Genomic DNA, 15,225 nt, shown 5'->3' on the forward strand with positions numbered 1-15,225 from the left:
CGGCTCAGCTCGCAGGAGCGGAGCGGAACGTGCTCGACCGGGAGGGGATGCCGTCGGGCAGGAACGGGGCCGAGCCGACCTCGACGGGCGGGTCGTCCTTCGTGTGGCGGTTCCACAGCTGTCCCGGCACGGCCAGCAGGAACTCGTCGATCTGGACGACGGCACCGGCCGCCGGGTCGATCGACAGCCGATAGCGCTGCTCGTCGGAGGCGTAGGCGAGCACCTTGACCGCCGTGGAGTCCTCCTCGACCGTGATGCCCGGAGCGAGGGCGAGGGCTTCGAGGAAGGTCGCGCGGTACTCCGGCGATCCCGTGTGCAGCAGGGTCGAGGTGGAGAGCGTGGAGAGCATGTGCTCGGCGGCCGGCACGTCGTACCGCTCGTACGTCCGGTCGAGGATCCCGCTCGCCTCCAGGTCGCCGTCGACGAGTTCCGCGGACTCGGCGATCTCCGCGTCCATCAGATCCCTCATGCCCTGGGTCCAGGCCTCGAGGAAGGCGGCGGGATCGTGCGGGAAGTCCGCGGGCGACACGGGGAGCGTCTCCGGCGGCGAGTCCGCCGAGTGCGGGTCCTCGGCCACGGGTGGCGTGCCGAGGGGGCCGATCTCCGTGCTGCCGTAGTAGTCGTTCCACGCGGCCGCCACGGCGGCCTCGTCTCCGTAGACGTCGGTGGAGTGGAAGCGGATCTGGTCGGTGACGTGCAGGGTGCCGTCGGCGTCGAGCCGGTACGTGCCGCTCCACTGCGACACGACGGCGCCGGTGGCTCCGGCGCGGATGTCGCCGAAGGGTGCGAACACGGTGTTCGGGCCGCCGACCATCCCGAGGTGCCTGGTGGTGATGGTGACCGCGGTCATCTCCGAGGCGGGGGCCGCAGCCGCGGCGGCCCTGATGGACGCGGCGGTCTCGGTGAGGTACTCGGCGGCCGACGCGGCCTGTGGCTGGCTGACGACCCCGGGCGGCGCCACGGCGATGGCGGTCACGACGGCGGCGGCGACGGCGGCACCGCCGAGCGAGACCACCGCGATGCGGCGGAGGGGGCGCGAGCGCCGGGAGCGGGCGATCTCCTGGTGCAGCGCCCGGCGGGGCGCCTGGGGGGAGGTGGGATAGGTGGGCCGGATCTCCCTGACCTGGTCAAAGATGTCCATGAGCGGACTCCGTCTCTGCGTAGCGGATGTGTGTGGTGGCCGAGCGGGGGGCGTGCGCGAGGCGCGCGGGTGCCGGCGGTGGGGGCGCGGAGAGTTTCGCGCGGATGCGGCTCAGCCGGGAGCGCACCGTGCCGATGGGGATGCCGAGCGCCGCGGCGATCTCCGGGTAGGTCAGATCGCCCCAGGCGTGCAGGAACAGCACCTCGCGGTCCCTGGCCGACAGTGCGGCGATCCGGGGGAACAGATCCTCCAGCTGGGCCGAGGCGTCCAGCCGGGAGATCGAGCGGTCGAGGTCGTCGACCGTGTCCTCGTCGCCGGCGCCGAACGCGGCGTGCAGTGCGCGCCAGTGCGTGGCCTGCGCCCGCCGGTGCTGCGCGAGCACCTTGGTCGCGATCCCCATGAGCCAGGGGAGCGCGGAGGTCCTGGTCATGTCGTAGCGCTTGCGCCGACGGAACGCGGCGAGGAAGGTCTCGCTGACGATGTCGTCGCTGGCGTGGGGGCCGACCCGCCGCGCGACGTAGGCGGTGACGGCGGTGATATGTCGCTCGAAGATCTCGGCGAAGCGCTCCGCCGACGTGAGCGAGTCACGGATGATGTCGTTGTCGTTGGTCACAAGAGGTATCCGCATCCCGGCCGCATCCGGTTCCAAACCGGTCCGCGCGGCGAGGCGCTGCCGCTTGACCTCAACATTACTTGAGGTCATACCGTGACGGAAGGCCGCCGAGCACCGGCGCCACGGAGGTGATCGACCTCCGCCGACGCTGCAAAGGAATGCTCATGTCCTCACCACAGACGTCCACACCGGTCAGCGGGAGCTGGCGCGAGCTGCTGAGCAGTCGCTACGCCCCGATCGCCGCCGTGCTCGCCGGCGGCGTGCTGCTCGAGGCGAGCAACGTCTACCTCACCACGAGCCTCCTGCCCACGATCGTCGGCGACATCGGCGGGGCCGAGTTCTACGCCTGGACGATGATGACCTTCCTGCTCGCGTCGGTCGTGAGCGCGATGCTCGTGAGCCGCATCCTCACCCGTCAGGGGGCCGTGCGGGCCTACCTGCTGGCGCTCGGGCTGTTCGCCCTCGGCTCGCTCCTGTGCGCGGTGAGCCCTTGGATGTCGGCGCTGCTCGTCGGGCGCGCCGTGCAGGGGCTCGGCGGCGGCGTGCTCGCCGGTCTCGGCTATGCGCTCATCCAGCGTGCCCTGCCGGAGCGGCTCTGGGCCCGCGGCGCTGCTCTCGTGTCGGCCATGTGGGGCGTGGGCAACATCGTCGGCCCCGTCGTCGGCGGGATCTTCGCGCAGCTCGACGCGTGGCGCGCGCCGTTCGTCGGACTCGCCGTCCTGTCGGCGCTGATCGGACTGGTCGTGGTCCGCGCGCTGCCGCAGACCGCCCGTGCCCGCTCGAGCGAGTCGGTGCCGTGGGGGTCGCTGGTGCTGCTCGCCGGCGGGGTGGCGGCGGTCGGGGTCGCCGGCGTCGTGCCCGCGGGTGTCGGCACGGGCGTCGCGCTGGTCGTGGGCGTCGTGCTCGCCCTGTGGTTTGTGCGGCACGAGAAGCGCAGCCGCGTCGGGATCCTCCCCCGGGTCACGTTCGTGCGTGGCTCCTCCCTCGGGTGGGTGTACCTGACGGTCGCGGTGCTGGCCTTCGCGATCGGCACGGAGGCGTTCATCCCGCTCTTCGGGCAGGAGATCGGGGGACTGATGCCGTTCGTCGCCGGGCTGCTCGGTGCGGCGCTGTCGCTCGGGTGGTCCGTCACGCAGATGTTCACCGCGAACGTTACGGGGGTCCGGTCCCGGCGGGTGCTCATCACGGTCGGCCCGCTCACGGTCGCGCTCGGGCTCGCCGCGTACGGGCTGCTCCAGCACGAGGGGCCGTCGGCACTCGTCGTCGCGCTGTGGTTCGCCACGCTGTTCGTCGCCGGCGCGGGGATCGGCCTGGGCTTCCCGCACCTCACGGTCGCGGCGCTCGGCAGCACGCGCGATGAGGAGGAGGGGGCGAAGGCGGCGGCCGCCGTGAACACGGTGTTCCTCATCGCGAGCGCCTTCAGCGCGGCGATGGCTGGCGTGCTGGTGAACCTGGCGCTGCCGGACATGGTCGGCTCGGCGCGGCTGCTGATGCTGACCTTCGCGGTCGTGTCCGTGCTCGGCATGATGCTGGCGCGCGGAGCGAGCTGGGGCATCGGGCTTCGCGCGGACGCAGACGACGCGGACGACGCGACGCCCGCCACCACGGCGGTCCCGCGTCGGGCGCCGGACGCGGGGTGACCGGCGTCCGTCGAGGTGATGGGGCGGTGGCGGCGGGCGGCGATGGGTATCGTCGAGGCGAGGACGCCGATGTCCCGCCGCGGGAGGAATCATGGAACGGGTCGACACGGTCGTGGTCGGAGCCGGGGTCGCGGGACTGACCGCGGCACGGCTGCTGCAGGACGCCGGGCGCACGGTGGTCGTGCTGGAGGCGCGGGACCGCGTCGGCGGTCGCGTGCACACGGATCGGACGGACGGCGCCACCGACCTCGGCGCCTCGTGGATCCACGGCGTCGACGGGAGCCCGGTGGCGGCGGCGGCCGCGGCCTTCGGCATGCGCACGGTCGAGTTCACGGTGGGCGGCTACCAGGTCGACGGTCGTCCGATCGCGAACTACGGCGTGGACGGGCGGCGGCTGCCCGATGAGGCCGCCCGTGCCTTCGCGGCCGACGTGCACGCGGTCGATGCCGTCCTGCCCGAGGTCATCGCGGCGTCGGCGCCCGAGGCCTCGTACCGCGAGGCCACGGAGGAGGCCCTGGCGCGGCAGGGGTGGGATGCGGACCGCACCCAGCGCGTGCGCGAGTATCTGGAGCACCGCGCGGAGGAGCAGTACGGCGCGTGGATCGAGGACCTGGCGGCGCACGGGCTCGACGACGACCAGATCGACGGCGACGAGGTCGTGTTCCCCGACGGCTACGGCGCGCTGCCCGAACGGCTGGCGCAGGGTCTCGACGTGCGGCTCGGCCACGTGGTGACGGCCGTCGACTGGACCGACGGGGTGCTGGTGCACACGGGGCGCGGCGTGTTCGCGGGCGACACCGCCGTGGTGACGCTGCCGGTCGGGGTGCTCCACTCCGGGGCGGTCGACATCGTGCCCCCGCTGCCTTCGGCCAACGCCGACGCGCTCGGACGGCTGCGCATGAACGCGTTCGAGAAGGTGTTCCTGCGCTTTCCCGAGCGGTTCTGGGACGAGGGCGTCTACGCCATCCGGCAGCAGGGCCCGGAGGGCCGCTGGTGGCATTCCTGGTACGACCTCACCGCGGCGCACGGGCGTCCGACGCTGCTGACCTTCGCGGCGGGGCCGGCGGCGACCGCGACGAGGGACTGGGCAGACGAGCAGGTCGTGGCCTCGGTCATGGCGCAGCTGCGGCGGCTGTACGGCGACCGGGCCGTGGAGCCCGTGGCCGTGCACCGCACCGCGTGGCAGGACGACCCGTTCGCGCACGGCTCGTACGCGTACATGACGCTCGGCTCCACGACCGCCGACCACGACGACCTCGCGACGCCGATCGGGGGCGTGCTGCACCTCGCCGGGGAGGCCACCTGGACAGATGACCCCGCGACCGTGCCGGCCGCGATGCTGTCCGGTCACCGCGCCGCCGAGCGCATCCTGCGCGCGGCCGTCCCGATCGAGCGGCTCTGGGCCGACTGACCCCTGGGTGCTCGACGGGCGGGCTCGTGCTCGCGGGAGTGTGGGGCCTGGCGCGACGGCGGTCAAGCCCCTGCGCTCGGCCGTGGTCGCGCGCGTAGCGTCGGGGCACCAGACAGAGGAGGCACGACATGAGTGATCCGCAGAACACGCAGGGCACGCCGGGGGCCGACGAAGAGGCCGACACCGCCTCGGGTGGCGCTCCCGACGAGGGCGGCGACACGACGGACGAGGTGCTGGAGCGCGAGACCACCGACGACCAGGGGCGCCCGCTCGACAACCCGTCGGGCGGCTGACCCCGCGCGGGCGGCGGGTCAGGATCGGTCCAGGTGGCCCGGGTTACCCTCGGGTCATGCGCCGATTCGCCGTCGTCCCCCTCCTCCTCGCCGCCGGGCTCCTCGCGGGCTGCTCGCAGGTCACCCAGGCGGCCGGAGACGCCCTCGGGGTCGATGTGCAGGGCGCGTGCGCCACGATCGACGACGCCTACGCGCAGTACCAGGGTCTGCTCGACCAGGGTGGGGCGACCGCAGAGCAGGCGGATGCCGCGCGCGATCGGCTGGTGGCGACGCTCGACGATCTGGCGGCCGGGATCGACGGCCACCTGGGGGACGTGATCGCCTCGGGTGCCGATCAGATCGATGGACTGGGAGACCTCCAGTCTCCGGAGACGATCCAGGCCGTGGAGCAGTTGCACGAGTCGCTGGGGGCGTTCTGCGGCTGACGCGGACGGGACTCCCGGGATAGTTGCGTTTTCGCAACCATCGGCGTATGGTTGATCTCGATCAACTTTCTACGCAGGAGCGTTCCCCCTTGTCACACACCTCTTCTTCTCCGGCCGACGCCACGCGCTCGGCCCGCGAGGTCTTCACCGCGATCTCCGGCCTCATCGTCGGCATGTTCGTCGCCGTGCTCTCGGGCACCGTGGTGTCGACCTCGATGCCGGTCATCATCGCCGACCTCGGCGGCACGCAGTCCCAGTACACCTGGGTCATCACCGCGAGCCTGCTGGCCACCGCCGTCTCCACCCCGATCTGGGGCAAGCTCGCCGACCTCGTCGACCGCAAGGTGCTCATCCAGATCTCGCTGATCCTCTTCACGGTCGGCACCGTGATCGCCGGGTTCTCCACCGACACGAACATGCTCATCGCCGTGCGGGTGATCCAGGGCATCGGCGTCGGCGGGCTCATGTCGCTGGTCATGATCGCGGTCGCCCTCATCATCTCGCCGCGCGAGCGCGGCAAGTACATGGGCGTCGTCGGCGGGATCATGGCCCTCGGCACCATCGGCGGCCCGCTGCTCGGCGGCGTCATCACCGACGCGTGGGGCTGGCGCGCCAACTTCTTCGTCGGCGTCCCGTTCGCGATCGTCGCGCTCGTGCTGCTGCAGTTCACGCTGCACCTGCCCAAGCCGCAGCGCGACACGAAGGTGTCGATCGACTACTTCGGCATCGTGCTCCTGGCCGTGGGCGTGTCCAGCCTCCTCATCTGGGTGTCGATGGGTGGCAACCAGTTCGACTGGGACTCCTCGACGAGCATCGTGCTCGCCGTGATCGCCGGCGTCGCCATCGCCGGGTTCGTGGCGGTCGAGTTCTTCGTGAAGGAGCCGATCGTGCCGATGTCGCTGTTCCGCAACCGCACGTTCACGCTGTCGGTCATCGCCTCCATCGCGATCGGCGTCTCGATGTTCGCCACCTCGGTGTTCCTCGCGCAGTACTTCCAGCTCGCCCGTGGCGCCACGCCCACCGAGTCCGGCCTCATGACCATCCCGATGATCATCGGGCAGATGGGTGCGTCGATCATCATCGGCCAGCTGGTCAGCCGCTTCGGCAAGTGGAAGGGCTGGATGCTCACGGGCTCCGTGCTCGCCACGGTCGGCGTGAGCCTCATGTCCACGCTGCGCTACGACACCCCGTTCATCCTGGTCGCCGTCTACATGTTCGTGCTCGGGGCCGGCCTCGGCATGGTCATGCAGAACCTCACCCTCATCGTGCAGAACGACACCGATCCGCGTCAGCTCGGCGCCGCGTCGTCGAACGTCAACTTCTTCCGCACGATCGCCGGCACCATCGGCGTGACCGTGATGGGATCGCTGCTCTCCTCGAGCGTCGCGACGTACGTCAAGGACGGGCTCGAGGGCTTCACCCCGTCGAGTCAGGCGGAGGTCGACGCGCTGAAGCACCTCGCCTCGGGCGACGTGCCGAAGGTGGGCCAGCTGCCCGACGCCATCCGCTCCATCGTCGAGAGCGCCTACGGCCACGGCATCGCCGACGCGTTCATCATCGCCATCCCGCTCGCCGTGATCTCGATCATCGCGATCGCGTTCATCAAGAACAAGCCGCTGTCCACCAAGAACGCCGCGGAGCAGCTGCGCGAGCAGGCCGAGGAGTCGGTCATCGAGGTGTCGGAGGCCGAGGTGGGCGCCTCGCTCTCCACGGGCACGATCCGTACCACGCGGGCTGAGCCGGCGACCACCACGGGAACGGTGGGCGTGCTCGAGCGCGAGGATCGGACGCGGGAGCGCTGAGATGATCGCCCCCGACGCGGTCGGCACTGCCGACGTCGACACGGCGCTCAGCGACCTGCAGGCGCACCTCAACCTGATCTTCGCGCGGACCCGGTCGCTGTGGAAGGAATCCGCAGCCCGGGTCCACCCGGAGCTCCCGGTGGCGGGGTACAAGCTGCTCACGTTCATCGACAGGGCCGGGTCGGCCAATGCGCACGAGCTCGCCGAGCGCTTCGACATGGACAAGTCGGTCGTCAGCCGCCAGGTGCGGATGCTCGAGGAGCTGGGGCTGCTGGACTCCCATCCCGACGAGCGTGACGGGCGGCTGCGGGTGCTCACCGCGACCCCGGGGGCGTGCACCGCGCTCGCCGAGGTCCGTCGCGAGTACGGCACCCGGCTGCGGGCCGTGATCGACCAGCTCACGCCGCGCGAGATCGAGGCCGCGTCCAAGGCCTTCCGGCTGCTGTCGGAGGTGTGACGACGCCCGCCCGAAGCCCCGCCACCCCGGAGGTGGCGGGGCTTCGCCGTACACTGGCGGCATGAGTGCCCCGTCCGACCCCGCCCCCGGCGAGGGCGCCGTCGACACCTCCGCGTCGCCGGAGATCGGCGTCGATCACGCCGCCGTCGTGCGCGTCGAGCACGAGCTCGGGCGACTGATCGCCCGCATCCGCGTCGCCTGGCGCGAGGCCGCGGTGACGGTGCACCCCGAGCTGCAGCCGCTCGGCTACCAGGTGCTCACCTCGATCCTGTCGGGCAAGGCGACGTCGGCCGGTGCCCTCATCGAGCGGCTCCAGACCGACAAGTCCGCGGTCAGCCGGCAGGTGCGGCAGCTCGAACAGCTCGGACTCGTCGAGAGCATCCCCGACCCGGAGGACCGCCGTGCGCGTCGGCTCGTGGCGACGCCCCTCGCGCAGGAGCGGGTGGCACTCGCGCGTTCCCGCTACGAGGGGCGGATCGGCGAACGACTGCGGAAGTGGTCGACCGCCGACCTCGACCACTTCGCGACCCTGCTGGCCGACCTCGGCGGCGGCTGAGCGGGAATACCGCGGGCGCTGCGGGGATTGGTCCCCACTGTGACTCTTTACGACCCCGCCGTCCTCGGCGCCCTGCCGCTGTCCAACCGCGTCGTCATGGCGCCCCTCACGCGCACCCGCGCCGGCGCCGACGGCGTGCCGACGCCGGTCATGGAGGAGTACTACCGCCAGCGGGCCGGGCAGGGCCTCATCGTCTCCGAGGGCACCTGGCCCGCCCGTGAGGGCATGTCCTACCCGGGTCAGCCGGGCATCGTCACCCCCGCCCAGATCGAGGGGTGGCGTCGCATCACCGACGCCGTCCACGCGGCCGGCGGCACGATCGTGATGCAGCTCATGCACGGCGGACGCGTCGGGCACCCCGCCATCTCGGGTGAGCCGCGCGTCGTGGGGCCGAGCGCCCTCGCCGCCCCCGGCCAGACCCGGACGCCGGAGGGGAAGCGCGACCTTCCCGTCGCGCACGCGCTCACGCTCGACGAGATCCCCGTGGTCGTGGAGCAGTTCGCGCAGGCCGCGCGCAACGCGGACGCCGCGGGCTTCGACGGGGTCGAGGTGCACGGCGCGAACGGCTACCTGGTGCACGAGTTCCTGTCGCCGGTGTCGAACGTGCGCGACGACCGCTACGGCGGGTCGCCCGAGAACCGCGCGCGCTTCGCGATCGAGGCCACGGCGGCCGTCGCGGCCGCGGTCGGTGCGGACCGCACGGGTATCCGCCTGTCGCCGCAGCACGGCATCCAGGGTGTTCTGGAAGACGACGCGGATGACGTGCGGGCCACCTACACCGCGGCCGCCGAGGGGCTCGCGCCGCTCGGCCTCGCGTTCCTCGACGTGCTCCACGCCGAGCCGTCGGGCGACCTCGTGCAGCACCTCCGCCGGGTGGCGGGCGCGCCGCTGATCGTCAACACGGGCTTCGGCGTGCCCACCACGCGGGAGTCCGCGGAGGAGCTGGTGGCGGAGGGGTGGGCCGACGCGGTCGCGGCGGGCCGCCCGGTGATCGCGAACCCCGACCTGGTGGAGCGCTGGCGCACCCGCGCGGAGCTGAACGAGCCGCGTCCCGAGCTCTTCTACGGCTCCACGGCCGAGGGGTACGTGGACTACCCGTCGCTCGAGGGTGTGCGCTCCGAGAACTGACGGCGGGAGGGGTCGGCGTCAGGCCGGCCCCTCCTCCTGCTCGCGCCGCGCGGCCGCCTCGCGCATCCGCCGCCGGATGCGCAGCGCGATGAAGACCACGAGCAGCAGAACGATGGCGCCGACCGCGATGTCGGAGAGCAGGCCGCTCCACTGCTCCAGGATCGGGCGGACCGCGGGGCCGAACGCGAAGCCCAGGCCGATCCAGATGCCGTTCCACACCGCCGACCCGACCGTGGTGTAGAGCGTGAAGCGCCACAGGGCCATGCGCTCGATGCCGGCCGGGATGGAGATGAAGGAGCGCACCAGCGGCACGCACCGGCCGAGGAGCACCGCGCGGCCACCCCACCGCTGGAAGAACGCCTCCGCCTTGTCGAAGTCGTCGTGGTCGAGCAGGGGGATGCGACCGACGAGACGTCGTGTGCGGTCCCGGCCGATCGCGGCACCGATCGCGTACCAGATCCAGGCCCCGACGAGACCGCCGATCGTGGCGGCCGCCCAGGCGCCCCACGCGCTCATGCGTCCGTCGTACGCGAGGAAGCCGGCGGCGGGGAGGATCGCCTCCGAGGGGATCGGCGGCACGAAGGTCTCGATGAGCACGGCCAGCCCGACGCCGACCTCGCCGAGCGACTCGATCAGGCTGAGGACCCAGCCGATGAAGCCCTCGTATCCGGACTGGGGGGCGGCGAGGGCGAGGGTGCCGTGGGTCATCGTGTCCTCTGTCGGGGGATCGCGGTGATCGTGCGGGGGTCCCCTGCACGGTATCGCCCCTCCCTGGGCTCCACCTGCGCGGGTGCCGCACGCTCGCGCGTCCTGTCAAGGTGCTGGTGCGCGCAGGTCCGGTCGGCCGATGCTGGGACATCCGACCCCGAGGAGGAGACATGTCCGATCAGCGACGCGACGAGACGACCGGGTTCCACGGTGAACCGCCGACGGCGAACAACGGCGAGGGCGACGCCCCGGAGGTCGACGTCACCGACCTCGGTGAGGAGGAGCGGGAGGACGGCGTGGAGGTGGACGACCGCCCTTAGCCCGGCTTTGACATAGGTCAATATCTGGCCTACGGTCGAGGCATGGCCTCGGAAGACTCGCGCGATCCCCTCCACGACCGGATCGCCGGGTCGACCGCCGCTGAGATCTCCGACAGCATCCGCGACCTCGTCGAGCGCGGCGCCCTCGCCGCCGGCGACCAGCTGCCTCCCGTGCGCACCCTCGCCGAGCGTCTCGGCGTCAACCGCAACACGGTGCTGGCGGCCTACCGGGCCCTCGTCGTCGCGCGCATCGCGGCCACCGGCGGGCGCACCGGCACCACCGTGCTCGGCCCGGGGACCGGTCCCGACGAGGGTTTCACGCCGGGCACCGTGCTGCGCGACATCGGCAGCGGCAACCCGCAGGCGGCGCTGCTTCCCGACCTCGCCGCGGCGTTCGCGACCGTGCGCCCGGAACACGTGCTGTACGGCGAGTCCGTCATCGACCCCGAGCTCGCCGAATGGGCGACCACGTGGATCGCCGAAGACCACCCGCGCCCGTTCCGGCTCTCGGTCACGGCGGGGGCGGTCGACGCGGTCGAGCGGCTCCTCGCCCAGACGCTCGTGCAGGGTGACCGCGTCGGGCTGGAGGACCCGTGCTTCCTCTCCAGTATCCAGACCGCGCGGCTCGCGGGGTACGCCCCCGTCGCCATCCCGGTCGATGCCGAGGGGATGACGGTCGACGGCGTGCGCGCGGCCCTCGACAGCGGGGTGCGCGCGATCGTCTGCACGCCCCGCGCACACAACCCGACGGGCGCGAGCATCACCCCCGCGCGCGCGGCCGAACTGCGCGCCGTGCTCGCCCCCTACCCGCACGTGCTGCTGATCGAGGACGACCACTTCTCGCTGCTCGCCCCCACGCCCTACGCCAGCATCATCGCGCCCACCCATGAGCGCTGGGCCCTGGTCCGTTCGGTGTCGAAGTTCCTCGGACCCGACCTGCGTCTCGCTGTCACGGCGTCCGACCCGGTCACGGCCGGACGCCTGGCCCTGCGACTGAGCCCCGGCACGATGTGGGTCAGTCACGTGATGCAGCGTCTCGCCGCCGGCATGCTGCGCGATGCCGATGTGCGGGAGCAGATCGCCAGAGCCGGCGCGCACTACGCCGCCCGCCACGCCGACTTCGTGGCACTGCTGCGCGAGCGCGGGATCGCGGCCGACGACGGGGCGGGGCTCAACGTGTGGCTCGACGCGCACGACGATGCCGCGCGCGCGGCCGAGCGTCTCGCCGCGCGCGGCTGGCTCGTGCGCTCGGGAGCAGACTTCGCGCTCGAGCACGGGGGGCCGGGCGCCCGCCACCTCCGCCTCACGGTGCACGACCTCGACGACGACGACCTGCAGCGCCTGGCCGACGATGTCGCGGCGGTCGTCACGGTCGCGGGGCGGGAGTCCGCGGGATGACCGGGGTGCTGCGCGTCGGGCGCTCGTCGCGGCTCGACGGCGTGCAGTACGACCTGCGCGGCACGGTGGCCGCGCGGGCCGCGGAGCTCGAGGCCCGAGGCGAGGAGATCCTGCGGCTCAACATCGGCAACCCGGCGCCCTTCGGGTTCGAGGTGCCGACGGTGATCGTGGAGGCGCTGCGGGCCGCCCTGCCGCACGCGCACGGATACTCCGAGTCGCTCGGCCTGGTCGAGACCAGGGAGGCGATCGCGGCGCACTACGCCCGGCGCACGGGCTTCCCGCGGGTGGACCTCGACGACGTCACGGTGGGCAACGGCGTCTCCGAGCTGGTCGGCCTCGTGCTGCAGGCGCTGCTCGAACCCGGTGACGAGGTGCTCGTGCCGAGTCCGGACTACCCGCTGTGGACGGCGTCCACGGTGCTCGCCGGTGGCACCGCGGTGCACTACCCCTGCGTCGAGGAGGAGGGCTGGCTGCCCGACCTCGACGCGATGGCCGCGCTGATCGGCCCGCGCACGGTGGCCATCGTGGTCATCACCCCGAACAACCCCACGGGCGCGGTGTACGACCGGCGCACGCTGGAGGGCATCGCCGAGCTGGCGCGACGGCACGGGCTCCTGCTGCTGTCCGACGAGATCTACGACCGGGTCGTCTATCCCGGGCACGCGCACCTGTCGATGGCGGCGGTCGCGTCGGATCAGCCGTGCGTGACGTTCGCGGGACTGTCCAAGACCCATCGCGTCGCCGGGTACCGCGCCGCGTGGGCGGTGACCTGCGGCTTCGCGCCCGACGACCCGTTCCTGTCCGGACTGCGGCTGCTGGCCTCGCTGCGCATGTGCGCCTCCGTGCCGGCGCAGCACGCGATCACCGCGGCGCTGGAGCACGACACCTCGCTCGACGCCCTGGTCGCCGCCGACGGCAGGCTCACGGTGCAGCGCGACGCCGCCACCGCCGCGTTGCGGGCGATCCCCGGTGTCGAGGTGACGGAGGCGGGCGGCGGGCTCTACCTCTTCCCGCGGCTGGACCCCGCGCGCTACCCGGTGCTCGACGACGAGCGTCTGGTGCTCGACCTGCTCGACGCGGAAGGGATCCTCCTGGCGCACGGCCGCGGGTTCCACTGGCCGCGGCCCGACCACCTGCGGATCGCGTTCCTGCCGGAGGCGGCGGTGCTGGTGGATGCACTGCGGCGCTTCGGCGGGTTCCTCCAGGGCTACTCCCCGCCGGGGAGCTGACGCCGTAGAGACCCGGTGGAGTGACCGAGTGGCCAGGTCGCGGTCCGCAAGACCGTGCACGCAGGTTCGATTCCTGCCTCCACCTCCAGACCGGCTCGCCCGAGCCGACCAGACGACGAAGGACACCGCCATGCACGACCAGCTCATCCCCGCCGCGAAACCCCTGATCGGCGATGAGGAGGTGGCTGCGGTCGAGCGGGTGCTGCGCAGCGGCATGCTCGCGCAGGGCGCCGAGGTCGCGGCGTTCGAGGAGGAGTTCGCCGCCCAGTTCCTCCGCGGGCGCACGACCGTGGCCGTGAACTCCGGGACGAGCGGGCAGCTGCTGGGACTGATCGCGGCGGGCGTCGGGCCGGGGGATGAGGTGATCGTGCCGTCGTTCACGTTCGCCGCCGTCGCGAACTCGGTCGTGCTCGCCGGCGCCACCCCGGTGTTCGCCGACATCGAGCCCGTGCACTTCACCCTCGACCCGGAGCACGTGCGCGCACTCGTCACTCCGCGCACGAAGGGCGTCATGCCGGTGCATCTGTACGGCCACCCGTTCCTGGTCGACGGGATCGAAGAGGTCGCCGCGGCGCACGGCCTCGCGATCTTCGAAGACGCCGCGCAGGCGCACGGCGCGTCGTGGCGGGGTCGCCCTGCCGGCACGATCGGGTCGTTCGCGATGTTCAGCCTGTACCCCACGAAGAACATGACGGCGATCGAGGGCGGCATGGTCGCCTGTGCGGACGAGGGCATCGCCCGCCGTGTGCGGCTTCTGCGCAATCAGGGCATGGAGACGCAGTACGCCAACGAGATCGTCGGCTACAACAACCGCATGAGCGAGGTGCACGCGGCGGTGGGCCGGGTGCAGCTGCGCAAGGTCGCGGCGTGGACGGCGCAGCGGCAGCGCAACGCTGCCGTGCTCGACGCCGCGCTCGACGGCATCGACGGGCTCACCGTGCCCCGGGTCGCGGAGGGGGCGGAGCACGTGTACCACCAGTACACCGTGCGCATCGCGGACGGGGAGCGCGACCGCGTGCGGGAGGCGCTGCGCGAGGAGCACGGCGTGGGCACGGGCGTGTACTACCCGATCCCGAACCACCGACTGCCGTCTCTCACGCGCTACGCGGAGGGCGTGGAGCTGCCGGAGACCGAGCGGGCCGCGGCCGAGGTGCTGTCGATCCCCGTGCACCCCTCGCTCACGGACGGCGAGCTCGACCGCGTCGTCTCCGGGCTCACCGCCACGATGTCGGCGGGCGGCTGAGGCTACGCGGCGAGACCGAGCCACGCACGCGGCGAGTGGCCGAGACGCTGCGTGAACACCCGGGAGAACGCGGAGGCGCTCGCGTAGCCGAGCTCCGCGGCGACCGCGCTGACCGTCATGCCCGCGCGGAGCTGTTCCTGCGCGATCGTGAGCCGCCACTCGGTGAGGTAGTCGCCCGGCGCCCGGCCGACGACCTCTTTGAAGCGGGCCGCGAAGGCGCTGCGCGACAGGGCGGCGCGGCGGGCGAGGGCCTCCAGCGTCCAGGCCTCTCCGGGGGCCTCGTGCATCGCGACCAGGGCGGGGGCGAGCCGCTCGTCGGCGAGGCCCGGCAGCAGCCCGGGCGGCAGGGCGAGGCCGTCGGGGTGGTCGAGCATCCACCGCAGCAGTTGGATCAGCACGACCTCGAAGAGGCGGTCGGCGAGCAGCGGGCGACCGCAGCGGACGTTGTCGACCTCGGCGAACAGCAGGTCGAGCGCGGGGGAGAGGGTGGCGACCTCGTCGAGGGGCAGCACGATCACGGGCGGCAGCGTGCGGACGAGGGGGTGGGTGGCACCGCCGTCGACGTCGATCGTGGCGCACGCGAAGTCGGATTCCGCGGTCGGGGCGTTGAGGAACGTGTGGTCGAGCGGGCGGGGGAAGAACAGCAGGCTCGGGCGGGTGATGCGCTCGCGCGCACGGCCGCCGTCGACGCGCGGATACGTCAGCTCCAGTTCGCCGCGGCGCAGCACGTGCAGGAACCCCTGTCCTCGGCTCGCCGCGAACTCCGTGGTTCCGCACAGGGGCCCGGTGTGGAAGAGCCGCGTGCGCACGCGGAACCGATCGAGCAGGGGTGTGAGGCGGTCGAGGGGTGGCACCTCTTCA

General features: G+C 72.5%; 16 protein-coding genes and 1 tRNA gene. 13 read left to right on the top strand and 4 right to left on the bottom strand.

The annotated features are described in order from the left end of the window. Positions 1 to 4: 4 nt before the first annotated feature. On the bottom strand, positions 5 to 1,141 hold the full coding sequence (locus ACFV3I_RS15385; protein WP_136034781.1) for a hypothetical protein: 1,137 nt from the start codon (positions 1,139 to 1,141) through the stop codon (positions 5 to 7). Beyond that, positions 1,128 to 1,844, bottom strand: a complete 717-nt coding sequence (locus tag ACFV3I_RS15390) for an RNA polymerase sigma factor (RefSeq protein WP_378823503.1) — start codon at positions 1,842 to 1,844, stop codon at positions 1,128 to 1,130. The genes ACFV3I_RS15385 and ACFV3I_RS15390 overlap by 14 nt, the downstream gene beginning before the upstream one ends. A gap of 74 nt (positions 1,845 to 1,918) precedes the next feature. Here ACFV3I_RS15390 and ACFV3I_RS15395 point away from each other — a divergent pair, with 74 nt between their 5' ends. The 8 genes from ACFV3I_RS15395 to ACFV3I_RS15430 all read left to right on the top strand — a co-directional run bounded on the left by ACFV3I_RS15395 (position 1,919) and on the right by ACFV3I_RS15430 (position 9,466). Continuing rightward, on the top strand, positions 1,919 to 3,394 hold the full coding sequence (locus ACFV3I_RS15395; RefSeq protein ID WP_378823505.1) for an MFS transporter: 1,476 nt from the start codon (positions 1,919 to 1,921) through the stop codon (positions 3,392 to 3,394). 91 nt (positions 3,395 to 3,485) lie between these two features. Beyond that, a complete protein-coding gene (locus ACFV3I_RS15400; RefSeq protein WP_247637723.1) occupies positions 3,486 to 4,805 on the top strand; it encodes an NAD(P)/FAD-dependent oxidoreductase in 1,320 nt (439 codons plus the stop codon). A gap of 128 nt (positions 4,806 to 4,933) precedes the next feature. After that, positions 4,934 to 5,098: a hypothetical protein gene (locus ACFV3I_RS15405; RefSeq protein ID WP_168442898.1), complete on the top strand. Its 165-nt coding sequence runs from the start codon at positions 4,934 to 4,936 to the stop codon at positions 5,096 to 5,098. Positions 5,099 to 5,154: 56 nt separating this feature from the next. Beyond that, positions 5,155 to 5,523 (top strand): hypothetical protein, encoded by a 369-nt coding sequence (locus ACFV3I_RS15410; RefSeq protein WP_136034789.1) that lies wholly within the window; start codon positions 5,155 to 5,157, stop codon positions 5,521 to 5,523. Positions 5,524 to 5,570: 47 nt separating this feature from the next. Next, positions 5,571 to 7,325: an MDR family MFS transporter gene (locus ACFV3I_RS15415; RefSeq protein ID WP_136034791.1), complete on the top strand. Its 1,755-nt coding sequence runs from the start codon at positions 5,571 to 5,573 to the stop codon at positions 7,323 to 7,325. 1 nt (position 7,326) lies between these two features. Next, positions 7,327 to 7,782, top strand: coding sequence for a MarR family winged helix-turn-helix transcriptional regulator (locus tag ACFV3I_RS15420; protein ID WP_136034793.1), 456 nt, complete (start codon positions 7,327 to 7,329; stop codon positions 7,780 to 7,782). 61 nt (positions 7,783 to 7,843) lie between these two features. After that, on the top strand, positions 7,844 to 8,338 hold the full coding sequence (locus ACFV3I_RS15425) for a MarR family winged helix-turn-helix transcriptional regulator (protein WP_378823508.1): 495 nt from the start codon (positions 7,844 to 7,846) through the stop codon (positions 8,336 to 8,338). 39 nt (positions 8,339 to 8,377) lie between these two features. Continuing rightward, on the top strand, positions 8,378 to 9,466 hold the full coding sequence (locus tag ACFV3I_RS15430) for an alkene reductase (protein ID WP_378823510.1): 1,089 nt from the start codon (positions 8,378 to 8,380) through the stop codon (positions 9,464 to 9,466). Between the two features lie 18 nt (positions 9,467 to 9,484). On the opposite strand, the gene ACFV3I_RS15435 is transcribed toward ACFV3I_RS15430, so the two are convergent. Next, positions 9,485 to 10,174 (bottom strand): DedA family protein, encoded by a 690-nt coding sequence (locus ACFV3I_RS15435; RefSeq protein ID WP_378823511.1) that lies wholly within the window; start codon positions 10,172 to 10,174, stop codon positions 9,485 to 9,487. A gap of 170 nt (positions 10,175 to 10,344) precedes the next feature. Here ACFV3I_RS15435 and ACFV3I_RS15440 point away from each other — a divergent pair, with 170 nt between their 5' ends. From ACFV3I_RS15440 to ACFV3I_RS15460, 5 genes are all read left to right on the top strand, one after another. Continuing rightward, on the top strand, positions 10,345 to 10,494 hold the full coding sequence (locus ACFV3I_RS15440) for a hypothetical protein (RefSeq protein WP_168387185.1): 150 nt from the start codon (positions 10,345 to 10,347) through the stop codon (positions 10,492 to 10,494). A 42-nt stretch (positions 10,495 to 10,536) separates the two neighbouring features. Further along, a complete protein-coding gene (locus ACFV3I_RS15445; protein ID WP_136034802.1) occupies positions 10,537 to 11,892 on the top strand; it encodes an aminotransferase class I/II-fold pyridoxal phosphate-dependent enzyme in 1,356 nt (451 codons plus the stop codon). Beyond that, positions 11,889 to 13,121 carry an aminotransferase class I/II-fold pyridoxal phosphate-dependent enzyme gene (locus ACFV3I_RS15450; RefSeq protein WP_378823513.1) on the top strand — a complete coding sequence of 411 codons (1,233 nt, stop codon included), beginning with the start codon at positions 11,889 to 11,891 and terminating at the stop codon, positions 13,119 to 13,121. The genes ACFV3I_RS15445 and ACFV3I_RS15450 overlap by 4 nt, the downstream gene beginning before the upstream one ends. A 14-nt stretch (positions 13,122 to 13,135) precedes the next feature. Further along, a tRNA-Cys gene (locus ACFV3I_RS15455) sits at positions 13,136 to 13,209 on the top strand. 42 nt (positions 13,210 to 13,251) lie between these two features. After that, on the top strand, positions 13,252 to 14,364 hold the full coding sequence (locus ACFV3I_RS15460) for a DegT/DnrJ/EryC1/StrS family aminotransferase (RefSeq protein WP_378823515.1): 1,113 nt from the start codon (positions 13,252 to 13,254) through the stop codon (positions 14,362 to 14,364). 2 nt (positions 14,365 to 14,366) lie between these two features. On the opposite strand, the gene ACFV3I_RS15465 is transcribed toward ACFV3I_RS15460, so the two are convergent. Beyond that, positions 14,367 to 15,218 carry an AraC family transcriptional regulator gene (locus ACFV3I_RS15465; RefSeq protein ID WP_136034807.1) on the bottom strand — a complete coding sequence of 284 codons (852 nt, stop codon included), beginning with the start codon at positions 15,216 to 15,218 and terminating at the stop codon, positions 14,367 to 14,369. Positions 15,219 to 15,225 lie beyond the last annotated feature (7 nt).

It is taken from the genome of Microbacterium sp. NPDC059771 (genome assembly GCF_042732495.1).
GTDB classification, from domain to species: Bacteria; Actinomycetota; Actinomycetes; order Actinomycetales; family Microbacteriaceae; genus Microbacterium; species Microbacterium sufflavum.